17 protein-coding genes are annotated in these 18,373 nt (G+C 59.3%); all 17 read left to right on the plus strand.

Features of this window, described 5'->3' with window-relative positions:
* The first annotated feature begins 63 nt into the window (after positions 1 to 63).
* A complete protein-coding gene (locus tag DWV58_RS02805) occupies positions 64 to 1,041 on the plus strand; it encodes an acetylxylan esterase (protein ID WP_117776106.1) in 978 nt (325 codons plus the stop codon).
* Positions 1,034 to 1,885, plus strand: a complete 852-nt coding sequence (locus DWV58_RS02810; protein ID WP_117776107.1) for an acetylxylan esterase — start codon at positions 1,034 to 1,036, stop codon at positions 1,883 to 1,885. Before DWV58_RS02805 ends, DWV58_RS02810 begins: the two co-directional genes overlap by 8 nt.
* 68 nt (positions 1,886 to 1,953) lie before the next feature.
* Positions 1,954 to 2,874: a dihydrodipicolinate synthase family protein gene (locus tag DWV58_RS02815; protein WP_117647503.1), complete on the plus strand. Its 921-nt coding sequence runs from the start codon at positions 1,954 to 1,956 to the stop codon at positions 2,872 to 2,874.
* 171 nt (positions 2,875 to 3,045) lie between these two features.
* Positions 3,046 to 4,011 carry an ROK family protein gene (locus DWV58_RS02820; RefSeq protein ID WP_117776108.1) on the plus strand — a complete coding sequence of 322 codons (966 nt, stop codon included), beginning with the start codon at positions 3,046 to 3,048 and terminating at the stop codon, positions 4,009 to 4,011.
* Positions 4,012 to 4,081: 70 nt separating this feature from the next.
* On the plus strand, positions 4,082 to 4,768 hold the full coding sequence (locus DWV58_RS02825; RefSeq protein ID WP_117776109.1) for an N-acetylmannosamine-6-phosphate 2-epimerase: 687 nt from the start codon (positions 4,082 to 4,084) through the stop codon (positions 4,766 to 4,768).
* Between the two features lie 101 nt (positions 4,769 to 4,869).
* Entirely contained in the window at positions 4,870 to 5,790 is a 921-nt protein-coding gene (rapZ, locus tag DWV58_RS02830) for an RNase adapter RapZ (protein WP_022094878.1), read from the plus strand.
* 6 nt (positions 5,791 to 5,796) lie between these two features.
* Positions 5,797 to 6,726 (plus strand): DNA-binding protein WhiA, encoded by a 930-nt coding sequence (gene whiA / locus DWV58_RS02835; protein ID WP_117770486.1) that lies wholly within the window; start codon positions 5,797 to 5,799, stop codon positions 6,724 to 6,726.
* A 193-nt stretch (positions 6,727 to 6,919) separates the two neighbouring features.
* Positions 6,920 to 7,945 carry a type I glyceraldehyde-3-phosphate dehydrogenase gene (gap, locus tag DWV58_RS02840; RefSeq protein ID WP_022094880.1) on the plus strand — a complete coding sequence of 342 codons (1,026 nt, stop codon included), beginning with the start codon at positions 6,920 to 6,922 and terminating at the stop codon, positions 7,943 to 7,945.
* Between the two features lie 140 nt (positions 7,946 to 8,085).
* A complete protein-coding gene (gene pgk, locus DWV58_RS02845) occupies positions 8,086 to 9,276 on the plus strand; it encodes a phosphoglycerate kinase (protein ID WP_099431437.1) in 1,191 nt (396 codons plus the stop codon).
* A complete protein-coding gene (gene tpiA, locus DWV58_RS02850) occupies positions 9,269 to 10,036 on the plus strand; it encodes a triose-phosphate isomerase (protein WP_022094882.1) in 768 nt (255 codons plus the stop codon). Before pgk ends, tpiA begins: the two co-directional genes overlap by 8 nt.
* Before the next feature lie 5 nt (positions 10,037 to 10,041).
* The gene (gene gpmI, locus DWV58_RS02855) at positions 10,042 to 11,595 is read left to right on the plus strand and encodes a 2,3-bisphosphoglycerate-independent phosphoglycerate mutase (RefSeq protein WP_117776110.1); all 1,554 of its coding nucleotides are present in this window, start codon (positions 10,042 to 10,044) and stop codon (positions 11,593 to 11,595) included.
* Between the two features lie 164 nt (positions 11,596 to 11,759).
* Positions 11,760 to 12,014: a preprotein translocase subunit SecG gene (gene secG, locus DWV58_RS02860; protein WP_117776111.1), complete on the plus strand. Its 255-nt coding sequence runs from the start codon at positions 11,760 to 11,762 to the stop codon at positions 12,012 to 12,014.
* Positions 12,015 to 12,304: 290 nt separating this feature from the next.
* Positions 12,305 to 13,981 carry an ABC transporter substrate-binding protein gene (locus DWV58_RS02865; RefSeq protein WP_117776112.1) on the plus strand — a complete coding sequence of 559 codons (1,677 nt, stop codon included), beginning with the start codon at positions 12,305 to 12,307 and terminating at the stop codon, positions 13,979 to 13,981.
* Between the two features lie 157 nt (positions 13,982 to 14,138).
* A complete protein-coding gene (locus DWV58_RS02870; RefSeq protein WP_117635931.1) occupies positions 14,139 to 15,176 on the plus strand; it encodes an ABC transporter permease in 1,038 nt (345 codons plus the stop codon).
* A gap of 14 nt (positions 15,177 to 15,190) precedes the next feature.
* Positions 15,191 to 16,126, plus strand: a complete 936-nt coding sequence (locus DWV58_RS02875) for an ABC transporter permease (protein WP_117776113.1) — start codon at positions 15,191 to 15,193, stop codon at positions 16,124 to 16,126.
* A 2-nt stretch (positions 16,127 to 16,128) separates the two neighbouring features.
* Positions 16,129 to 17,220: an ABC transporter ATP-binding protein gene (locus DWV58_RS02880; RefSeq protein WP_022094887.1), complete on the plus strand. Its 1,092-nt coding sequence runs from the start codon at positions 16,129 to 16,131 to the stop codon at positions 17,218 to 17,220.
* Positions 17,221 to 18,249, plus strand: coding sequence for an ABC transporter ATP-binding protein (locus DWV58_RS02885; RefSeq protein WP_006236139.1), 1,029 nt, complete (start codon positions 17,221 to 17,223; stop codon positions 18,247 to 18,249). It abuts the gene before it with no gap.
* Positions 18,250 to 18,373: the final 124 nt, after the last annotated feature.

An 18,373-nucleotide genomic window follows, 5' to 3' on the forward strand; every position in this document is an offset into this window, starting at 1 on the left:
TGCGCCCGGTTCCCTTGCCGGGCGCACCTCCGTTGCGATTTCGAAAGGTTGGGTTCACGAGCCATGCCAAGTGCTCAGGAGCTACAACAGCAATTTGGTGGGTATCGGGGCGCCATGCCCCGTCCATCAGATTTCGATCTCTTTTGGAAGGACCGCATGGCCGAGGCCGACGCCGTCGGGCTTGACTATGCGATCGAGACGGCATCGGTCACCGATGCCGTGACCTGCCAGCTTTTCGACCTCTGGTATACCGGCATGTGTGGCGCTCGCCTGCATGCCAAGTACCTTAAACCCGTCTCGGACGAGCCCGTGCCATTGGTACTTCAGTTCCATGGGTATCCGGGTGCAAGCCGCAGCTGGTTTGAGCAGGCGTCGTTTGCGGGCATGGGCATGGCACTCATCGCCCTCGACTGCCCCGGCCAAGGAGGTCCCTCCGAGGACATTGGTGGATTTGAGGGCACAACGGTCGCGGGCCATATCGTCGCCGGTATCGACGGCGATCCGGCCAACCTCTACTATGTCCGCTTGCACCAAGATATTCGCATCCTGTGCCACATCGTTCGCGAGCTCGAGGGCATCGATCTTGCCCGTGTGTTTGTGAACGGCGCGTCGCAGGGCGGCGGTTTGGGCATTGCGACCTGTGCACTTAACAGCGAGCTTATCAATCGCGCCGCCATCCTCTATCCCTTCTTATCGGACTTCCGCCTGGTTTGGGATCTGGACGCCGACGATATAGCCTACGAGGGTCTGCGCTATTGGTCGCGTTGGTTTGACGAGGACTCGACTCGTATCGAGGAAGCCTATGCCAAGCTGGCGTACTTCGATTCCAAGAACTTTGCCCCTATGGTCAAATGCCCCGTGCTGTTTGGCACCGGCACAGCCGATACCGTCTGTCCGCCAGCGACGCAGTTTGCGGTCTACAACAACCTGGCCTGTGAGAAGCGACACGAGTTCTTTGAGGGCTTTGGCCACGAGGAGATTCAGGACTTTGACGACATGATCATTCCGTTTTTCTGCGAGGGAGGGGAGGCTCATGTCTAAGTGCGAGAGCAATGTCGACGAGCTGATTGTCCCCAGGCTCGCGGGGATGCCTGGAACGGTTTCGTCAAGGCTCTCTGATTTCCGGGGTTGGCGCGGCGATGCTTCTGCGGATGTTTCCAAATTAGAGACAGCCGCCTCGGACTTTGAGGTTTGCGGCCTGACTGTTACGGCGATTGATTTCGTCAATCCGTGCGCGCGTTACTCCGAGGTTTCCTTTGAACTCGGCGGGTATGTCGTACACGGCCGTTTGATTGAGCCCTTAGGTCACGCCCGGGCATCCGAGCTTGTGCCGCTCTGTCTGATGTTTCACGACATCGACCGACCCGTGCGTGGATGGCATCACATGACGAGGTTTGCCGCCATGGGATATGCCGTGCTTGCGCTGGACGATGAGGCGATTGGATCCAGCGAGCTGCAGCAGGGGATTGCCTCTCCTGCTTTTGTCAAGCGCGTCCGTTGGGGTTGCGCGATGGCGAAGGTGGCGCGCAATCTTGATGGCGTGGACCCCGACCGCATCTTTGCATGGGGCGAGGGCCTTGGCGGCGGAGTCGCGCTGGCGGTTTCTGCTCTGGACGAGCGGGGCCTCGCCTGCACGGCGGTTGCCAATCCAATTCCCGGTGGCCTCGAGGCGTTGTCGTCTCGGGTGCGTGGATCGGTGCTCATGGGCACATCGCTCATGGATGCCGTGAGCGATCCCAAGGGCCAGTTTGCCGTATTCAACGGTCTTGAGTGTGACCGGAGGCATATCATCTATGCCAAATACGCTCATGAGCGCATCAATGCGTTCGAAAACGAAGTCATCGACTTTTTTAACCAAACGTTCTACCCGTGTTCTTTGGCCTAGACGGCCTGGACACTGCCAACAAGAGTGGGTGGCATAGGGCCGCCCGCCAGACAACTAAGGAGATTCTTGTGGCAACTCAGAAATTCACCGGCGTTATCCCTCCCGTCGTTGTTCCCGATACCGAAGATCACCAGCTCGATGTTGTCTCCTTTGAGCGCAGCATCAACCGCATGATCGATGCCGGCGTCGATGGCCTGTTCTTCCTGGGATCCTCGGGCGAGGTCGTCTTCTCCACCGACGAGCGCCGTCGCCAGATTATCGCCGAGGCCGTGCGCATCGTCGATCACCGCGTGCCTGTTCTGGTCGGCATCATCGATACCGAGACCGAGCGCATGATTGAGCACGGTAAGGTCGCTCAGGAGCTGGGTGCCGATGCCCTCGTCGCCACCTGCCCGTTCTATGCCCTGCAGGGCATGACCGAGGTCGAGGAGCACTTCCGAATTCTGCACGAGGAGCTCGATCTGCCCATCTTTGCCTATGACATTCCCGTGTGCGTTCACACCAAGCTCCCCTGGAAGCTCCTTGCCAAGCTCGGCGCCGAGGGCGTCCTTGCTGGCGTCAAGGATTCCTCGGGTGATGACATCTCGTTCCGCTACCTCGTTCAGGAGAACGAGAAGAATGGCCATCCGATGAGCATCCTCACCGGTCACGAGGTCGTTGTCGACGGCGCTTACCTCGGTGGCGCCGACGGCTCTGTCCCGGGCCTTGCCAACGTTGAGCCCGAGGGCTACGTGCGCCAGTGGAAGGCCGCTCAGGCCGGCGACTGGGCTACCGTCAAGGCCGAGCAGGATCGCCTCAATGAGATTTCGCACATCTGGGACGTCACCTCGGGCGTCCAGGGCTATGCCGGTGGCGTCGGCGCCTTCAAGACCGCTATGAACCTCATGGGTATCTTCGACAGCCCGACCATGCCGCGCCCGGTGAAGGCCATGACCGGCGAGAACGTCGAGGCGATTAGGAAGGTCCTTCAGGACAACGGTCTCCTGTAAAGCTTCCCAGGCACCCGACCTCGCCGTTCAACCGTGTGGCCATGACCCATTAGGTCAATGGCCACACGGTTTCTCGGCGATCTCGGACACCTGGAAAACCTTTACTGCGCTGTGACGGCTAGCCTGACGGCGCATTTCCTGTAGTTGTTTTTATCTCCGAAGGAGAGCGACATGGAGAACAAGTACGTCTGCTCTGTCGATATCGGCGGAACTAAAATTGCGACTGCCATCATGGAGTACCCGGCTGATGGCAGCGTGCCCCATCCGGTCTTTGAAGCCGAGGTTCCCACCGAGGCCCAAGAGGGCGGCGAGGCCGTCTTCCAGCGTATTGAGGCGTCCATCAAGGCTGCTCTCGAGGCGAATCCCGATGTCGAGGTCCTTGGCGTCGGTATCGGTGCCGCCGGCGTCGTCGATCCCAAGACGGGCGCCATCGCGTATGCCAATGAGATCATGCCCGGCTGGTCCGGCGTTCAGTTGGGGCCGCGTCTGCGCGAGGATCTCGGTCTTCCCGTTGCCGTTGTAGGCGACGTGCAGGCTCATGCTCTGGGCGAGGCCCACTGGGGCGTCGGCAAGGGCAAGTTCTCCGTCTTGTGTCTTGGCATCGGTACGGGCATTGGCGGCGCATATGTCGAGAACGGCCTCGTGATGCAGGGCTTCCATGGTGCTGCTGGCCATATGGGTCACATCGAGTGCTCGGCTGCCGCCGGCATTCCCTGCGCCTGCGGGCGTTCCGGCCATCTTGAGTCTGTCGCTTCGGGCACTTCCATTGGTCGTATGTACGATGAGCGCTTTGGCCGCGTCGACCCCAGCCGTCCTTCGGTCGGTCGCGATGTGAACGACCTGTGCCGCGCGGGCGACGCAAAGGCAACCGAGGTCATCCATGACGCCGGCTTTGCACTGGGTGCCAGCTTGGGCTCGCTCGCTAACATCCTGGACCCTGAGGTCATCGTGCTTTCGGGCGGTGTGATTCACCAAGGTCCCGATTGGCGTTCGCAGACGTGGAAGGATTCGGTGCACGAGGGCTATGCCAGCCAGGCGCTCGATCCGCTTCAGGACACGCCGATCCTCATCGGTTCTCTGGAGGGCGATGCTCCGCTCATCGGTGCCGCTGAGCATCTTCTTGCCTCGTTGAAGTAAACGTATCTGCTGTAGGAGCCTCCCGAGACAACACGCCTCGGGAGGCTGTTCTGAGAAAGGTTGCAGCCTTATGACCGTCGATCCTTTGATTCAATCCCTGAAGGGCAAGCTCGTCGTGAGCGTTCAGGCGTATATGGGCGAGCCGCTTCGTACGCCCGAGACCATGGCTCAAATGTCTCGCGCTTGCGAGCTTGGCGGCGCCGCCGCCATTCGCTGTCAGGGCCTTGCCGACATTGCCGCCATTAAGGGTCGCTGTGAGGTTCCTGTTATCGGCCTGTGGAAGGATGGGCACGAGGGCGTTTACATCACGCCGACGCTGCGTCACGCTCGCGCCTGCGTTGCTGCCGGTGCCGATATCGTGGCGATCGACGCCACCGATCGTCCGCGCCCCGATGGCAAGACGGTCGAGGATACCTTCCGCTCGCTGCACGAGGAGGGTGTGCTCCTGATGGCGGATTGTGCCACCATCGAGGACATTCGCCGTGCGGTTGATATGGGCTTCGACCTTGTATCCACCACGCTTTCTCATGGTGTCGCCGCCATCGACTGCACCATGGCCGATGGCCCCGATCTGCCGCTCCTGCGTCAGGCGACCGAGGAATTTCCCGGTCTTCCCATCATCTGCGAGGGCCGCGTTCACACGCCCGAGGAGGCTCGCGCCGCGATCGATGCGGGCGCCTGGGCCGTTGTCGTCGGCACCGCCATCACGCACCCCACGAGTATTACGAGTTGGTTCAAGGCTGCGCTTGAGGCGTAAGACAGGCCTCGTATCCGCTCGGGGCGGTATACTCAATATAGGCAATTGACCGCGCGGGATCCGGGTTGCTGGGTCCCGTGCTTGTTTTTAGGAGGCAGCACATGCAAAAGGGAGATGCCATGGATGCGGCGGAGCGCTCGGAGCGCATCCCCGATATCGTCATCATCACCGGAATGTCCGGATCGGGCCGCACGCAGGCCATGCACGTGTTCGAGGACATGGGCTATTTTTGCATCGATAACCTGCCTCCGCGTCTGATCGCCCAGCTTGCCGAGCTCGTCGGCATCAATACGGGCGTGGGCAGGCATCTCGCCGTCACCTGCGATTTGCGTAGCCAGGGCTTGTTCGATGAACTGCTCGATGCGGTCGCCGCGCTCGAAGAGCGCGAGATGAGCTGCGACATCGTGTTCCTGGAGGCTTCTGACGAGGTACTGATTCGTCGCTACAGCGAAAATCGCCGCCGTCATCCCATTGCCAAGCCGGGGGAGACTACGGCCGATGCGATTCAGCGCGAGCGCCTGCAGCTGCAGGGTGTGCGCGATCGAGCCGATATGATCATCGACACGAGCCGCCTACGTACCTCTGCGCTGCGCAACAAATTGCGCATGGCGTTCTCCGAGTTGTCCGACCAGCAGCTCATGGACGTTCACGTGTTCTCGTTTGGCTTTAAGCACGGTATGCCCGTCGAGGCGGACATTATGATCGACGTTCGCTTCCTGCCCAATCCGTTCTACGATCCCGAGATGCGCACCATGACCGGTCTCGATAAGAAAGTCTCCGATTTTGTTCTGGACCATCCCAAGACGCAGGAGTTCTGGAAGGCCTGGACGCAGCTGCTCGATACGGTCATGCCCGGTTATATCGCAGAGGGCAAGCCGCAGCTTTCTATTGCCATCGGCTGCACGGGCGGACAGCACCGTAGCGTCGCCATTGCCGAGGCCACGGCCCGTTACCTGGAAGGCGCCCAGTATCACGTGAGCATCTCCCACCGCGATCTGTCGCGCGCCAACACGAAGGCATAGGCCTGCATGTCGTTTACCGCTGAGGTGCGCGACGAGCTTGCGCGCTGCGAACCAGAATGTGAATACTGCGACTTGTCGACACTTGCCGCCCTCACGCGCGTGAGTGGTACGCTCTCGCTTACCGGCTCTGGGCGGTATCGTTTGACGGTTGCGACTGAGACGGGAGCCGTCGCGCGCACGATGATCACGCTGACACATCGCATCCTTAAGCTCAAAACGGAATTCACCGTTCGTAAATCGGTCTTGCATAAGGTCCGTAACTATCTCATTACCCTGCCCGATCAACCCGACCTGGACAAGGCTCTGGTGCTGCTGGGCATTCTAGACCGCAGGGGAGGGCTCGTCGCTGGTGTTCCCCGACACATCGTTGCCCGTCCCTGCTGCAGGCTTGCCTACATCCGCGGCGCGCTCATCGCGGGCGGCTTCGTGGCCGATCCACGCGGCGATTTTCATTTGGAGATCGCGGTGCAGGGCGAGCAATATGCTAAGGGGCTTTGCGACCTGTTGGGGCAGATTGGGGTCCATGCTCGTGTTAATGCACGGCGGGGGTCATATGCCGTGTACATTAAGAGCGCCGAGGAAATCGAGCATTTGTTAAAGCTGATTGGTGCCAAGCGCAGCGTTGCCGAGATTGAGGAGGCGCGCGCGGTCAAGTTGGTTAAGAACGATGTGAACCGTCGCGTGAACGCCGAGCTCGCCAACCAGACCAGAAGCGCCGGTGCTGCCCAACATCAGCTTGCGCTTATCGATGAGCTCGAGCAGCGCGGCCTTCGCGATGCGCTTCCGGATGCCTTGGCGGTCTTTTGCGACCTGCGCGAGCGCTATCCCGATCTGTCGCTGCGTGATTTAGGGGAGATGGCTGACCCTCCCTTGTCGAAGTCGGCCCTCTACCATCGTGTTTTACGTCTTGAAAAGCTCATTGAAGCAAACAAGTAGTTTAAAGTATTGACATATATACGGATTTAGCTGCTATTTTATTCTTTAAAACGTTTTAACGTAAATTTGATTTTCAATTTCGAGCATTCTCGTGAAATTCAAGTCAAAAAAAAGGTATATTAGGCGAGTGGTTAGTTTGTGGGCCTCAACGGCGGGCGCTGTAGCTTGCGGGGGCCTTACGAAAGGAGACACAATGGCAGTAAAGGTTGCTATTAACGGCTTCGGTCGCATCGGTCGTCTGGCTTTCCGTCAGATGTTCGGTCATGAGGGCTCCGAGATTGTCGCTATCAACGACCTCACCTCTCCCGATATGCTCGCTTACCTGCTGAAGTACGACTCCACGCAGGGCAACTACGCTCGCGATCACGAGGTCGTTGCTGGCGAGGATTCCATCACCGTTGACGGCAAGGAGATCAAGATCTACAAGGAGGCCGACGCCAACAACCTGCCTTGGGGCGACCTCGACGTCGACGTCGTTCTCGAGTGCACCGGCTTCTACACCAGCAAGGCTAAGGCTCAGGCCCACATCAACGCTGGCGCCAAGAAGGTCGTCATCTCCGCTCCGGCCGGCAGCGATCTGCCCACCATCGTGTACAACGTCAACCACGAGACGCTGACCGCTGAGGACAACATCATCTCCGCCGCTTCTTGCACCACCAACTGCCTCGCCCCGATGGCCAAGGGTCTGAACGACTTCGCTCCCATCGTGTCCGGCATCATGACCACCATTCACGCCTGGACTGGCGACCAGATGCCGCTCGACGGCCCGCAGCGCAAGGGCAACAAGCGTCGTAGCCGCGCCTGCGCTGTCAACATCGTCCCCAACACCACCGGTGCTGCCAAGGCCATCGGCCTGGTTCTCCCCGAGCTCAACGGTAAGCTCATCGGTGCCGCCCAGCGCGTCCCGACGCCGACCGGCTCCATCACCAACCTCTACGCTGTCGTTGACAAGAAGGTCACCGTCGACGAGGTCAACGCCGCTATGAAGGCCTACGCTGCCACCATCTCCGAGACCTTCGGTTACAACGAGGACGACATCGTCTCCACCGACATCATCGGCGAGACCCACGGCTCCATCTTCGACGCCACTCAGACCATGTGCTCTGATCTCGGCAACGGCCAGACCCTCGTTCAGGTCACCTCTTGGTACGACAACGAGAACTCTTACACCTCTCAGATGGTCCGCACCATCAAGTACTTCGAGAAGTTCGTTGCTTAATTTAGCTTTTAGCGAATAGCTCGTTGAGCGTCTAAAGAAGGGCGCGGCCTTATAGGGCTTACACCCTAGGGTCGCGCCCTTTTTATAGGAAATCGTCTGCCGTAATGGGAGGCAGACACGTACGAAAGGTAGAAGCAAACATGGCCTTTACCAAGAAGACCGTCCGCGACATCGATGTCGACGGCAAGCGCGTTCTCGTCCGCGTTGACTTCAACGTGCCTATCAAGGATGGCGTCGTTGGCGACACCACCCGCATCAAGGCTGCCCTGCCCACCATCAACTACCTCGTTGAGCACAACGCTCGCGTCATCCTCATGAGCCACCTCGGCCGTCCCGAGGGCACCGGCTTCCAGCCTGAGCTCTCCCTTGAGCCTGTCGCCAAGAAGCTCGCTGAGCTCTCTGGTCTCGATGTTGCCTTTGTCGCCGACACCTACGGCGAGAAGGCTGCTGAGGCTGTCGCCGCCGTCGAGCCGGGCAAGGTCCTCGTTCTCGAGAACGTCCGTTTCGACAAGCGTGAGAAGAAGAACGATCCCGAGATCGCCAAGAAGCTCGCTTCCTATGGTGACGTCTTCGTTCTCGATGCCTTCGGCACCGCTCACCGCGCCCAGGGTTCCGTCGTGGGCCCCGCCGCTTACCTGCCTGCCGTCGCCGGCTTCCTGCTCGAGAAGGAGGTCGACACGCTGACCGGCATCTTCGCCGAGCCCGAGCGCCCCTTCGTCGCTATCGTCGGCGGTTCCAAGGTTTCTTCCAAGATCGGCGTTCTCGATCACCTCATCGACTCCGCTGACACCCTGATCATCGGTGGCGGCATGGCCTACACCTTCTTCCTGGCTCAGGGCCTGACCGTCGGTCAGTCCCTCAAGGAAGAGGACTGGGTCGAGCGCGCCGGCGAGATGCTCAAGAAGGCCGAGGAAAAGGGCGTCAAGATCCTGCTCCCCATCGACAACCGCGTTGCCGATCACTTTGGCGAGGACGCTGTCCCCGAGGTTGTCGCTTCCGACGCTATCCCCGACGATCGTGAGGGCATGGACATCGGCCCCAAGACCGAGGAGCTCTACGCCGAGGCCGTCAAGGGCGCCAAGACCGTGTTCTGGAACGGCCCCATGGGCGTCTTCGAGTTCGACAACTTCGCTCACGGCACCCAGGCTATCGCCGAGGCCGTCGCCGAGGCCGACTGCACCTCGATCATCGGCGGTGGTGACTCTGTCGCGGCTGTCAACAAGTTCAACCTGGCCGACAAGATGAGCTGGATCTCCACCGGTGGTGGCGCTTCCATGGAGCTCGTCGAGGGTAAGGCCCTGCCCGGAGTGGAGGCGCTTCTCGATGCCTAATCGCACCCTTCTTATCGCTGGTAACTGGAAGATGAACAACGACGTCGCCGAGGCCGCCAAGCTCGCCGACGAGCTGGCTCAGGCTCTGCCCGAGGTTCCGGCTGGCGTCGAGGTGCTCGTCTGCCCTCCGACCATTGACATCACCACGGTTCATGACCGCATTCAGGCTGCCCCCATCGCCCTCGGTGCACAGAACGTGTACTGGGAGGCCAAGGGTGCCTTCACCGGTGAGTCCTCTTGCGACATGCTCAAGTCCGCTGGCTGCACCTACTGCATCATCGGTCACTCCGAGCGTCGCGACTACTTCCACGAGACCGACGAGGACCAGAACAAGAAGGCCAAGGCCCTCGTTGCCGCCGGTCTTGTTCCCGTCTTCTGCTGCGGCGAGTCCCTCGAGGTCCGCGAGGCTGGCACCTATGTCGAGCACGTCGTGAACCAGGTCAAGGCTGGCCTTGCTGGTCTTGAGATCACCTGCCCCAAGCAGGTCGTCGTCGCCTACGAGCCCATCTGGGCTATCGGCACCGGCAAGACCGCTACCGCCGAGGACGCTCAGGAGGTCTGCGGCGCTATCCGTGAGACCCTCAAGGAGATGTTCGGCGAGGAGCTCGCTAACGGCATCCGCGTTCTCTACGGCGGTTCCGCTAAGCCCGGCAACATTGCCGAGCTCGTCGCCAAGCCCGACGTTGACGGCGCCCTCGTGGGCGGCGCTTCGCTCAAGGCTGCCGACTTCGCCTCTATGGTCGTCAAGGCAGGCGAGTAGGACATATGGCACAGCGTCATCTTCCTGCACTCCTGATCATCATGGATGGCTGCGGCCTTGCTCCGGCTGATGGCGAGAACGCCGTCGCCGCTGCCAAGACGCCCTTCCTTGATAGCCTGTACGAGAAGTATCCTCACACCACGCTCGGTGCTTCGGGCGAGGACGTGGGCCTTCCCGACGGTCAGATGGGCAACTCCGAGGTGGGTCACCTCAACATCGGTGCCGGTCGCATCGTGTTCCAGGAGCTTTCGCGCATCAACAACGCCATCAAGGACGGCTCCATCGCCAAGAACGAGGTCTTCGTCAAGGCTATGGACGACGTCAAGGCCGAAGGCAAGACCCTGCACCTCATGGGCCTTATGAGCCCTGGCGGTGTTCATTCTCACATGAACCACGTCGAGGCTCTGGTCAAGATGGCTGCCCAGCATGGCGTCAAGACCGTTCGCGTCCACGCCTTCATGGATGGCCGCGACGTCGACCCGCAGTCCGGTGCCGGCTACATGAGCGAGTTCTGCGCCTTCCTGGCTAAGATCTCCGAGGAGACCGGTTGCGACGCTCGCGTTGCCACCGTTTCGGGCCGCTATTGGGCTATGGACCGCGACAACCGCTGGGAGCGCATCCAGCGTGCCTACGACGTCATGGTCAACGCGTCCGATGCCGATACCGACCCCGTTGCCGGTATCAAGGCCTACTACGAGAAGGATCCGCGCGGCGACGAGTTCGTCGAGCCCTTCGCTGCCCACAACGAGGGCATTCACGAGGGCGACGCGGCCATCTTCTTCAACTTCCGTCCCGACCGCGCTCGTCAGATGACTCGCGTGTTCACGGACAAGGAGTTCGACGGCTTTGAGCGCGAGCAGATTAAGCTCTCGCACTTTGTGACGATGACCGAGTATGATCCGACGTTTGACGTCGAGGTCGCCTTCCCCAAGACGTTCCCCGAGAACGTCCTGGCCGACGTTATCGCCGCCAATGGCCTGAAGCAGCTGCACACCGCCGAGACCGAGAAGTACGCCCACGTGACGTTCTTCCTCAACGGCGGCATCGAGGAGCCCAAGGAGGGCGAGGAGCGCGTGCTCGTCGCTTCCCCCAAGGTCGCTACCTACGATCTGCAGCCCGAGATGAGCGCTCCCGAGGTTACCGAGAAGCTTGTCGCCGCTATCAACGAGGATCGCGCTGATTTCTACATCGTGAACTTCGCGAACTGCGACATGGTTGGTCACACCGGTGTATTCGACGCCGCCGTTAAGGCCGTCGAGGCTGTTGACGATGCTCTGTCCAAGGTTGTCCCGGCGATTCTCGCCAAGGGCGGCTTTGCGCTGATCACCGCCGACCACGGTAACGCCGACCACATGTTTGACGTCGCTTCCGATGGTTCCAAGCATCCGTTCACGGCTCACACTACCAACCGCGTGCCGTTCATCATCGTTGATGATAAGGCCAAGCTCACCGGTATCGAGGACGGCCGTCTCTCCGATATCGCTCCGACCATGCTCACCATGGCTGGTCTTGAGCCTTCCGCCGAGATGACGGGTCGCGTGCTCGCCACCGAGGCCTAATAGAAAACAAATACCGTTTTCTAGTAAGGGGGTTGTCCACAACCGGACGACCCCTTTTTTGGTATTTCTGCCATTTCTACCCCGTCCCTAAATGGCGGATGGGGGAGTGTTGGAGGTTGTGGTACAGTACTGGAGTTTAAATTGTTCTATTAAGGAGCTTATCTATGGGTCCGTTCCAGATTCTTCTGTTTGTCGTTTGGGCTATCTCTGCCGTGGCGCTGACGATTCTCGTCCTGATGCACTCCGGTAAGGGTACCGGCGTTTCGGATATGATCGCTAGCTCGCTGTATAACTCCAGCTCTGCCACGGGCGTCATGGAGCAGAACCTCGATCGCCTGACGGTAATTATGGCCGTCGTTTTTGCTGTGTGTGTCGTTCTGTGCATGTTCTTCTTCCCGCAGGGCATCGTCGGCTACTAAGCATCGGCGTATATACGTTTGTAAAGGGTCCCGCATGTGCGGGGCCCTTTTTGTTTACAGACTTGTAATAGAGTCAAAATATCCCCACATACTTCGCCTAACTAAAGAAATTCTCGACCGTTAACCGGAATTAGCGCCATATTGTGCATAAAATGCGCTACTGTATTGCGAAACGTTGGTCCGCACTGCATAACCAGCCATAACGGCGGACCGCGTTTGAATGGTTCGATCGGGCTGTCTCGACGTTGCCCGGCCGAATTCACTTTGTCCTATCTCATAAGGAGGATGGCATGGCTGATTCTATGTTCCACCAGCCCGTTATGGGTCGTCGCGCCTTTGTTGGCGGCACCCTCGCTGCGAGCTCCATGGCTTTTCTTGCCGCATGCGGCAAGAAGGGCGGCGACGCTTCCGGTTCTGAGTCCGGTTCGACGCTGAACTTCTACATCAACAACCCGGTCTGCATCGACCCCTACAACGTCCAGGAGGATCAGGGCACTCAGGTCGAGTACCAGCTCTTCGACGCTCTGACGGAGTACGATAACGAGAAGGGCGAGATCGTTCCGCTGGCTTGCGAGTCCTTCGAGGCTAACGACGACGCCACCGAGTTCACCTTCAAGATCAAGAAGGCCAAGTTCCACAACGGTGACGACGTTACTTCCAAGTCCTTCAAGCTCGGTTGGGAGCGCCTGGTCAACACCAAGTCGGCCATCGCTACCGAGTATGGTCCTTCCGAGGTCTCCTACCACCTTTCCATGGTCGAGGGCTATGATGATCTGCTTGCCGGTAACGCTACCGAGCTGTCCGGCGTTACCTGCCCGGATGACGAGACCCTCGTCGTCAAGCTGACTTCCGCCTACGCCGACTTCCCGTTCGTCGCCTCTCACCCGGCTCTGTCCCCGGTTCCCGAGTGCGCCGAGTCCGATGTCAAGAGCTTCTACCTTGCCCCGGTCGGTAACGGCCCGTTCATGATGGACGGCAAGTGGGAGGATGGTCAGGAGATCAACCTCAAGAAGTTTGACGATTACTATGGCGACAAGGCAAAGATCGACGCCATCCACTTCCAGGTCATCAAGGACGTGGAGACCGCTTACAAGGAGTTCCAGGCCGGCAACCTCGATGTCTGCGACGTTCCCGTTGCTCAGATCGACGCCGCCAAGAAGGACCGCGGCGAGTCCAAGGATGGCTACACCATGGGTGACGGCGAGCGCATGCTGCTCGGCTCCGAGCCTTCCACGTACTATCTGACGTGCAACACCACGGCCGAGCCGTTCAACAACGCTGACCTGCGCAGGGGCATCTCCCTGGCTATCAACCGTGAGGCCATCTGCAAGACCATCTTCAAGGGCACCCGTACCCCCGCTGACGGCATCGTTCCTCCGGGAATTGCCGGCTACAAGGAGGGCGCATGGGAGTTCTGCGCCTATGACGTCGACAAGGCTAACGAGTACCTCGACAAGGTCGCTCCCGCTGGCGCTAACGGCGATCGTGGCATCAATGTGACCCTGTCCTACAACCAGGACGGTGGCCACAAGGAGATCATGGAGTCCATCATCGGCGACCTCGCCAAGGTGGGCGTCACCGCCGTCTCCGATACTCCCGAGTGGTCTGCCCTGCTCGAGCAGTATCAGAACTTCAACTATCAGTTCGGCCGTCTGGGCTGGATCGCCGATTACCCGATCATGGACAACTTCCTGTACCCGCTGTTCCACTCCGACTCCCTCGGTGGCGACAACCGCTCTGGTTACAACAACCCCGAGTTCGATGCCAAGGTCGATGAGGCCCGTGCCACGGTTGACGACGACGAGCGCATCGCCAAGATGCAGGAGGCTGACGCTATGGTCGCCGCTGACTGCCCGGTTATCCCGGTGATGTTCTACACGCACACCATCGTCGGCTCCGATCGCGTCAAGTACCTCTATGTCGATCCGCAGAAGCACGCCGATCTGGGTACCGCTGAGCTCGCCTAAGAGTTTTGCAGCTTCCATGAGGGTCAAGTATTTACGTAGACCTCATGGGAAACATACAGTTCTCCCTAACCTGGGGTAAACTGGCTGATGGTAATTTTGGGATGCCGGTCTGGCGATCGGCATCCCATTTAGGTTAATCCCTAGATAGGGGAGTGGTATGGGTAAGTACATCGTTAAACGTGTGCTTCAGTTCATCCCGGTATTTTTGGGCGTTACGTTGATTCTGTTCGCCCTCCAGAATATTGTGCCGGGAGACCCGATCAAGCTGATCGGTGGAGACAAGGCTCTGTCCCCCGAGGTAGAGCTTCAACTTCGCGTGCGCTATCACCTGGTCCAGGCGGACGAGGACGGCAACGCGATCCTTGACGAGAACGGCGATCCCGTTCCAACGTCGCTTGTGGACCAATACTTGAATTACATGAATGGTCTGCTTCATGGCGATCTGGGCAATTCGTATCAGCGCAAGCTGCCGGTTGCGGAAATCTTTGCCCAGAAGTATCCGTATACGGTTAAACTCGCCGCGTGCGCCATTGTGCTCGAGGCAATCATGGGTATCGGTGCGGGTATCATTTCGGCGGTAAAGCGCTATTCCTTCTGGGATATTTTGGTAACGCTGACCACGTCGATCCTCGTTGCCGTTCCTGCATTCTGGCTCGGTATGCTGCTGCAGCTGTTCTTTGGCGTCATCCTTAAGGATGCCACCGGCGGCGCATTCTCCATGCCGATCTCGGGTGCCGGCGGCTCCAGCTCTCAGTATCAGGATTGGATGCACTATGTGCTTCCGACCATTACGCTGGCTTCGGTTTCGACCGCCTATGCTGCCCGCATCATGCGCTCGCAGCTACTCGACGTCATGAATCAGGATTACATCCGCACGGCAAAGGCCAAGGGTCTCTCCAATCGCGCGATCATCGTCAAGCATGCGCTTAAGAATGCACTCATCCCCGTTGTTACCTATATTGGTGTCGACTTCGGCGGCATGCTTTCGGGCGCCATCCTGACCGAGACGGTCTTTAACTGGCCCGGTATCGGCTCTGAGGTCTACCGCGCCATTAGCATGCGCGACTGGCCCATCGTTATGGGCGGCGTTACGCTCATTGTTGTCGTCGTTATGGTGATCAACCTTCTCGTCGACATTAGCTATGCATTCCTCGACCCGCGTATCCGCCTCGGCGGTCCGTCGGATAAGGCCTAAGGGAGGTACGTCTCATGCAGGAAACTGATTCTCAGTCTCAGGAGCAGGCTACCGCCACTAAGGCCGCATCTGCTCCCGCCAAGTCCCGCACGCTGTGGGGCGACGCTTTCAAGCGTCTTCGCAAGAATAAGCTCGCCGTTATCGGTATCTGCTGGATTATCATCGTCGTTTTGGTTGCCTTGACCGCAGACCTGTGGGCTAAGCCCTGGCTCGGGTCGCCGACGGCTTCTGACTCGACGACCATGGCCGAGACTTCGCTGCTGGCTCCGTGTGCCGAGCACCCGTTTGGTACCGACGCCCTTGGCCGCGACATTCTCGTCCGAGTTATCTACGGCGCGCGCGTTTCGCTTTCCGTCGGTATTATGGCCACCGCCATCTCCACGGTGATCGGTCTGATCATGGGCGCCCTGGCCGGTTTCTATGGCGGCATCTGGGATACGATCATCATGCGCTTCGCGGATATCTTCCTGGCGTTCCCGTACGTGCTGTTCGTTGTCGCCATGATCGCCGTTATCGGCCGTGGTCTTCAGAACGTCTTTATCGCCATCGGTATTCTCGGCTGGCCCTCGATTGCGCGCGTCTTCCGATCCGCGATCCTGACGGTCAAGGAAAACGACTATGTTGACGCTGCGCGCGCGATGGGCGCATCCGATGCTCGTATCGTCGTGCGTCACATCTTCCCGAACTCCGTCGCCTCCATCGTGGTCTACGCGACCATGAACATTGGTGGTGCCATTTTGACCGAGTCCGCTCTGTCCTTCCTCGGCATGGGCGTTATTCCGCCTACGCCTTCGTGGGGCTCCATGATTCAGGACGGTCAGCAGTATCTTCTGACTGCTCCCTGGATGATGATCATGCCCGGTCTGGCAATTCTCTCGACGGTGCTCGCCTTCACCCTGCTGGGTGACGGTCTGCGCGACGCCCTCGACGTCAAGATGAAGGACGCATAAGGATGAAGAAGAACAAGAACTATGTGGACCTGAAGGACCAGCCGGTTCCCGAGGGCCAGCATCTGCTCGAGGTCGATGACCTTAAGATGTATTTCCACACCGAGGATGGCGTGGTTCGCGCTGTCGACGGTGTGTCCTACACGCTCGATCGCGGCGAGACCCTGGGCGTCGTCGGCGAGTCCGGCTCGGGTAAGTCCGTGACCGCCATGACCATCATGGGCCTTATCTCGATGCCTCCGGGAAAGATTGAGGGCGGTGACGTTCGCTATCGCGGTCGTTCTATCCTTGAGATGACCGAGGAAGAGATGCAGCACATTCGCGGTAACGATATCGCGATGATCTTCCAGGATCCTATGACCTCCCTTAACCCGGTCTATAAGATCGGTAAGCAGGTGGGCGAGGGCCTTCGTCTGCATCGTGGCTACTCCAAGCAGGAGGCGCTCAAGCGCGCCACCGAGCTCTTGGACCTCGTGGGTATTCCCGAGCCCGAGAAGCGCGTCAACGAGTATCCGCACCAGTTCTCCGGCGGTATGCGTCAGCGTGTCATGATTGCCATGGCTCTTGCCTGCGATCCCGATATCCTGATTGCCGACGAGCCCACGACTGCCCTGGACGTTACCATTCAGGCTCAGATTATTGAGCTTATGCAGGAAATGCAGGAGAAGAACGGCAACGCCATCATCATGATTACCCATGACCTGGGCGTTGTCGCCGATATGGCCGACAAAATCATGGTTATGTACGCCGGCCGTCCTGTCGAGTTCGGTACTGCTGAGGAAATCTTCTACGAGAGCCGCCACCCCTACACCTGGGGCCTTATCCGCTCCATCCCGGAGCAGGCCATCGAAGAGAAGAAGCCTCTTACGCCGATTCACGGCAACCCGCCTTCGCTCATGAACTTGCCTGAGGGCTGCGTCTTCTCTCCTCGTTGCCCCTATGCGACGGACAAGTGCCGCAAGCAGCGCCCCGAGCGCGTTGTTACCGAGTCTGGCCATTACTCTGCGTGCCACTACTCCGGTGACCCCGAGTTCCTTAAGAACGCTCCTGAGACGTCCCGTACGCGCAAGGATTCCAAGAAGGGAGGCGAGGCGTAAATGGCAGACAATAATGAGCGTACTCCGCTGCTGAAGGTTGAGCACCTCTCTAAGGAATTCCCCGCCGAGTCCGGCATGTTCGCCAAGCGCTTTTCCAAGCGCGTCGTCTCTGCTGTGAACGACATCTCATTTGAGATTTATCCTGGCGAGACCTTTGGTCTGGTTGGCGAGTCTGGTTGCGGTAAGTCCACCACGGGTCGCACCATCATGCGTCTGACCAAGCCGACTGCCGGTAAGGTGTTCTTCCAGGGCAAAGATGTTGCCGAGATGAGCAAGCACGAGATCAAGGATATGCGTCGTGAGATGCAGTTTATCTTCCAGGATCCTTATGCATCGCTGAACCCTCGTATGACCATCGGCGAGATCGTCTCCGAGCCCATGACCATTCACGGCGTGGGTACCAAGGAAGAGCGTATCGAGCGTGTCCGCGAGCTTCTCGACGTCGTCGGACTGAACCCCGAGCACATCAACCGCTATCCGCACGAGTTCTCGGGCGGCCAGCGCCAGCGTGTCGGCATTGCCCGCGCCTTTGCGCTCAAGCCCAAGCTGATTATCTGCGATGAGCCCGTCTCTGCGCTTGACGTATCCATTCAGGCCCAGGTTCTGAACCTTCTTAAGGAGCTCCAGGACAAGTTCGGTACGGCTTATCTCTTCATTGCTCACGACCTCTCTGTCGTGCAGCACATTTCTGATCGCGTTGCCGTTATGTATCTGGGCAAGATGGTCGAGGTTTCGGACTGGAAGACGCTCTACAGTGAGCCGCACCACCCGTACACGCAGTCGCTGCTGTCTGCCGTGCCGGTGCCCGATCCGGATATCCAGAAGACCCGCAAGCGCATCATTCTCGCTGGCGATCCGCCGTCGCCGCTGGATCCGCCGACCGGTTGCCGTTTCCACACGCGCTGCCCGATCGCGCAGGGCATCTGCTCCGAGAAGCTTCCCGAGTTTAAGGAAGTCGCACCGGGTCACTGCTGCGCCTGCCACTTCGCCGAGCCGTTCCCGATCAAGGAATCGCACATCGACCTGTAGTCGGTGTTCTCGTTCGGGCCCGCCCTGGTGTTGCTTTTCAGAACGTCCTCGGACATGTCGGAAGCCCCGCTGCGCGCTACGCGCTGCGGGGCTTCCTCCGTCCTGCGGAATGTTCTGAAAAGCA

The sequence above is a fragment of the Collinsella sp. AF11-11 genome, assembly GCF_003465485.1.
GTDB lineage: Bacteria > Actinomycetota > Coriobacteriia > Coriobacteriales > Coriobacteriaceae > Collinsella.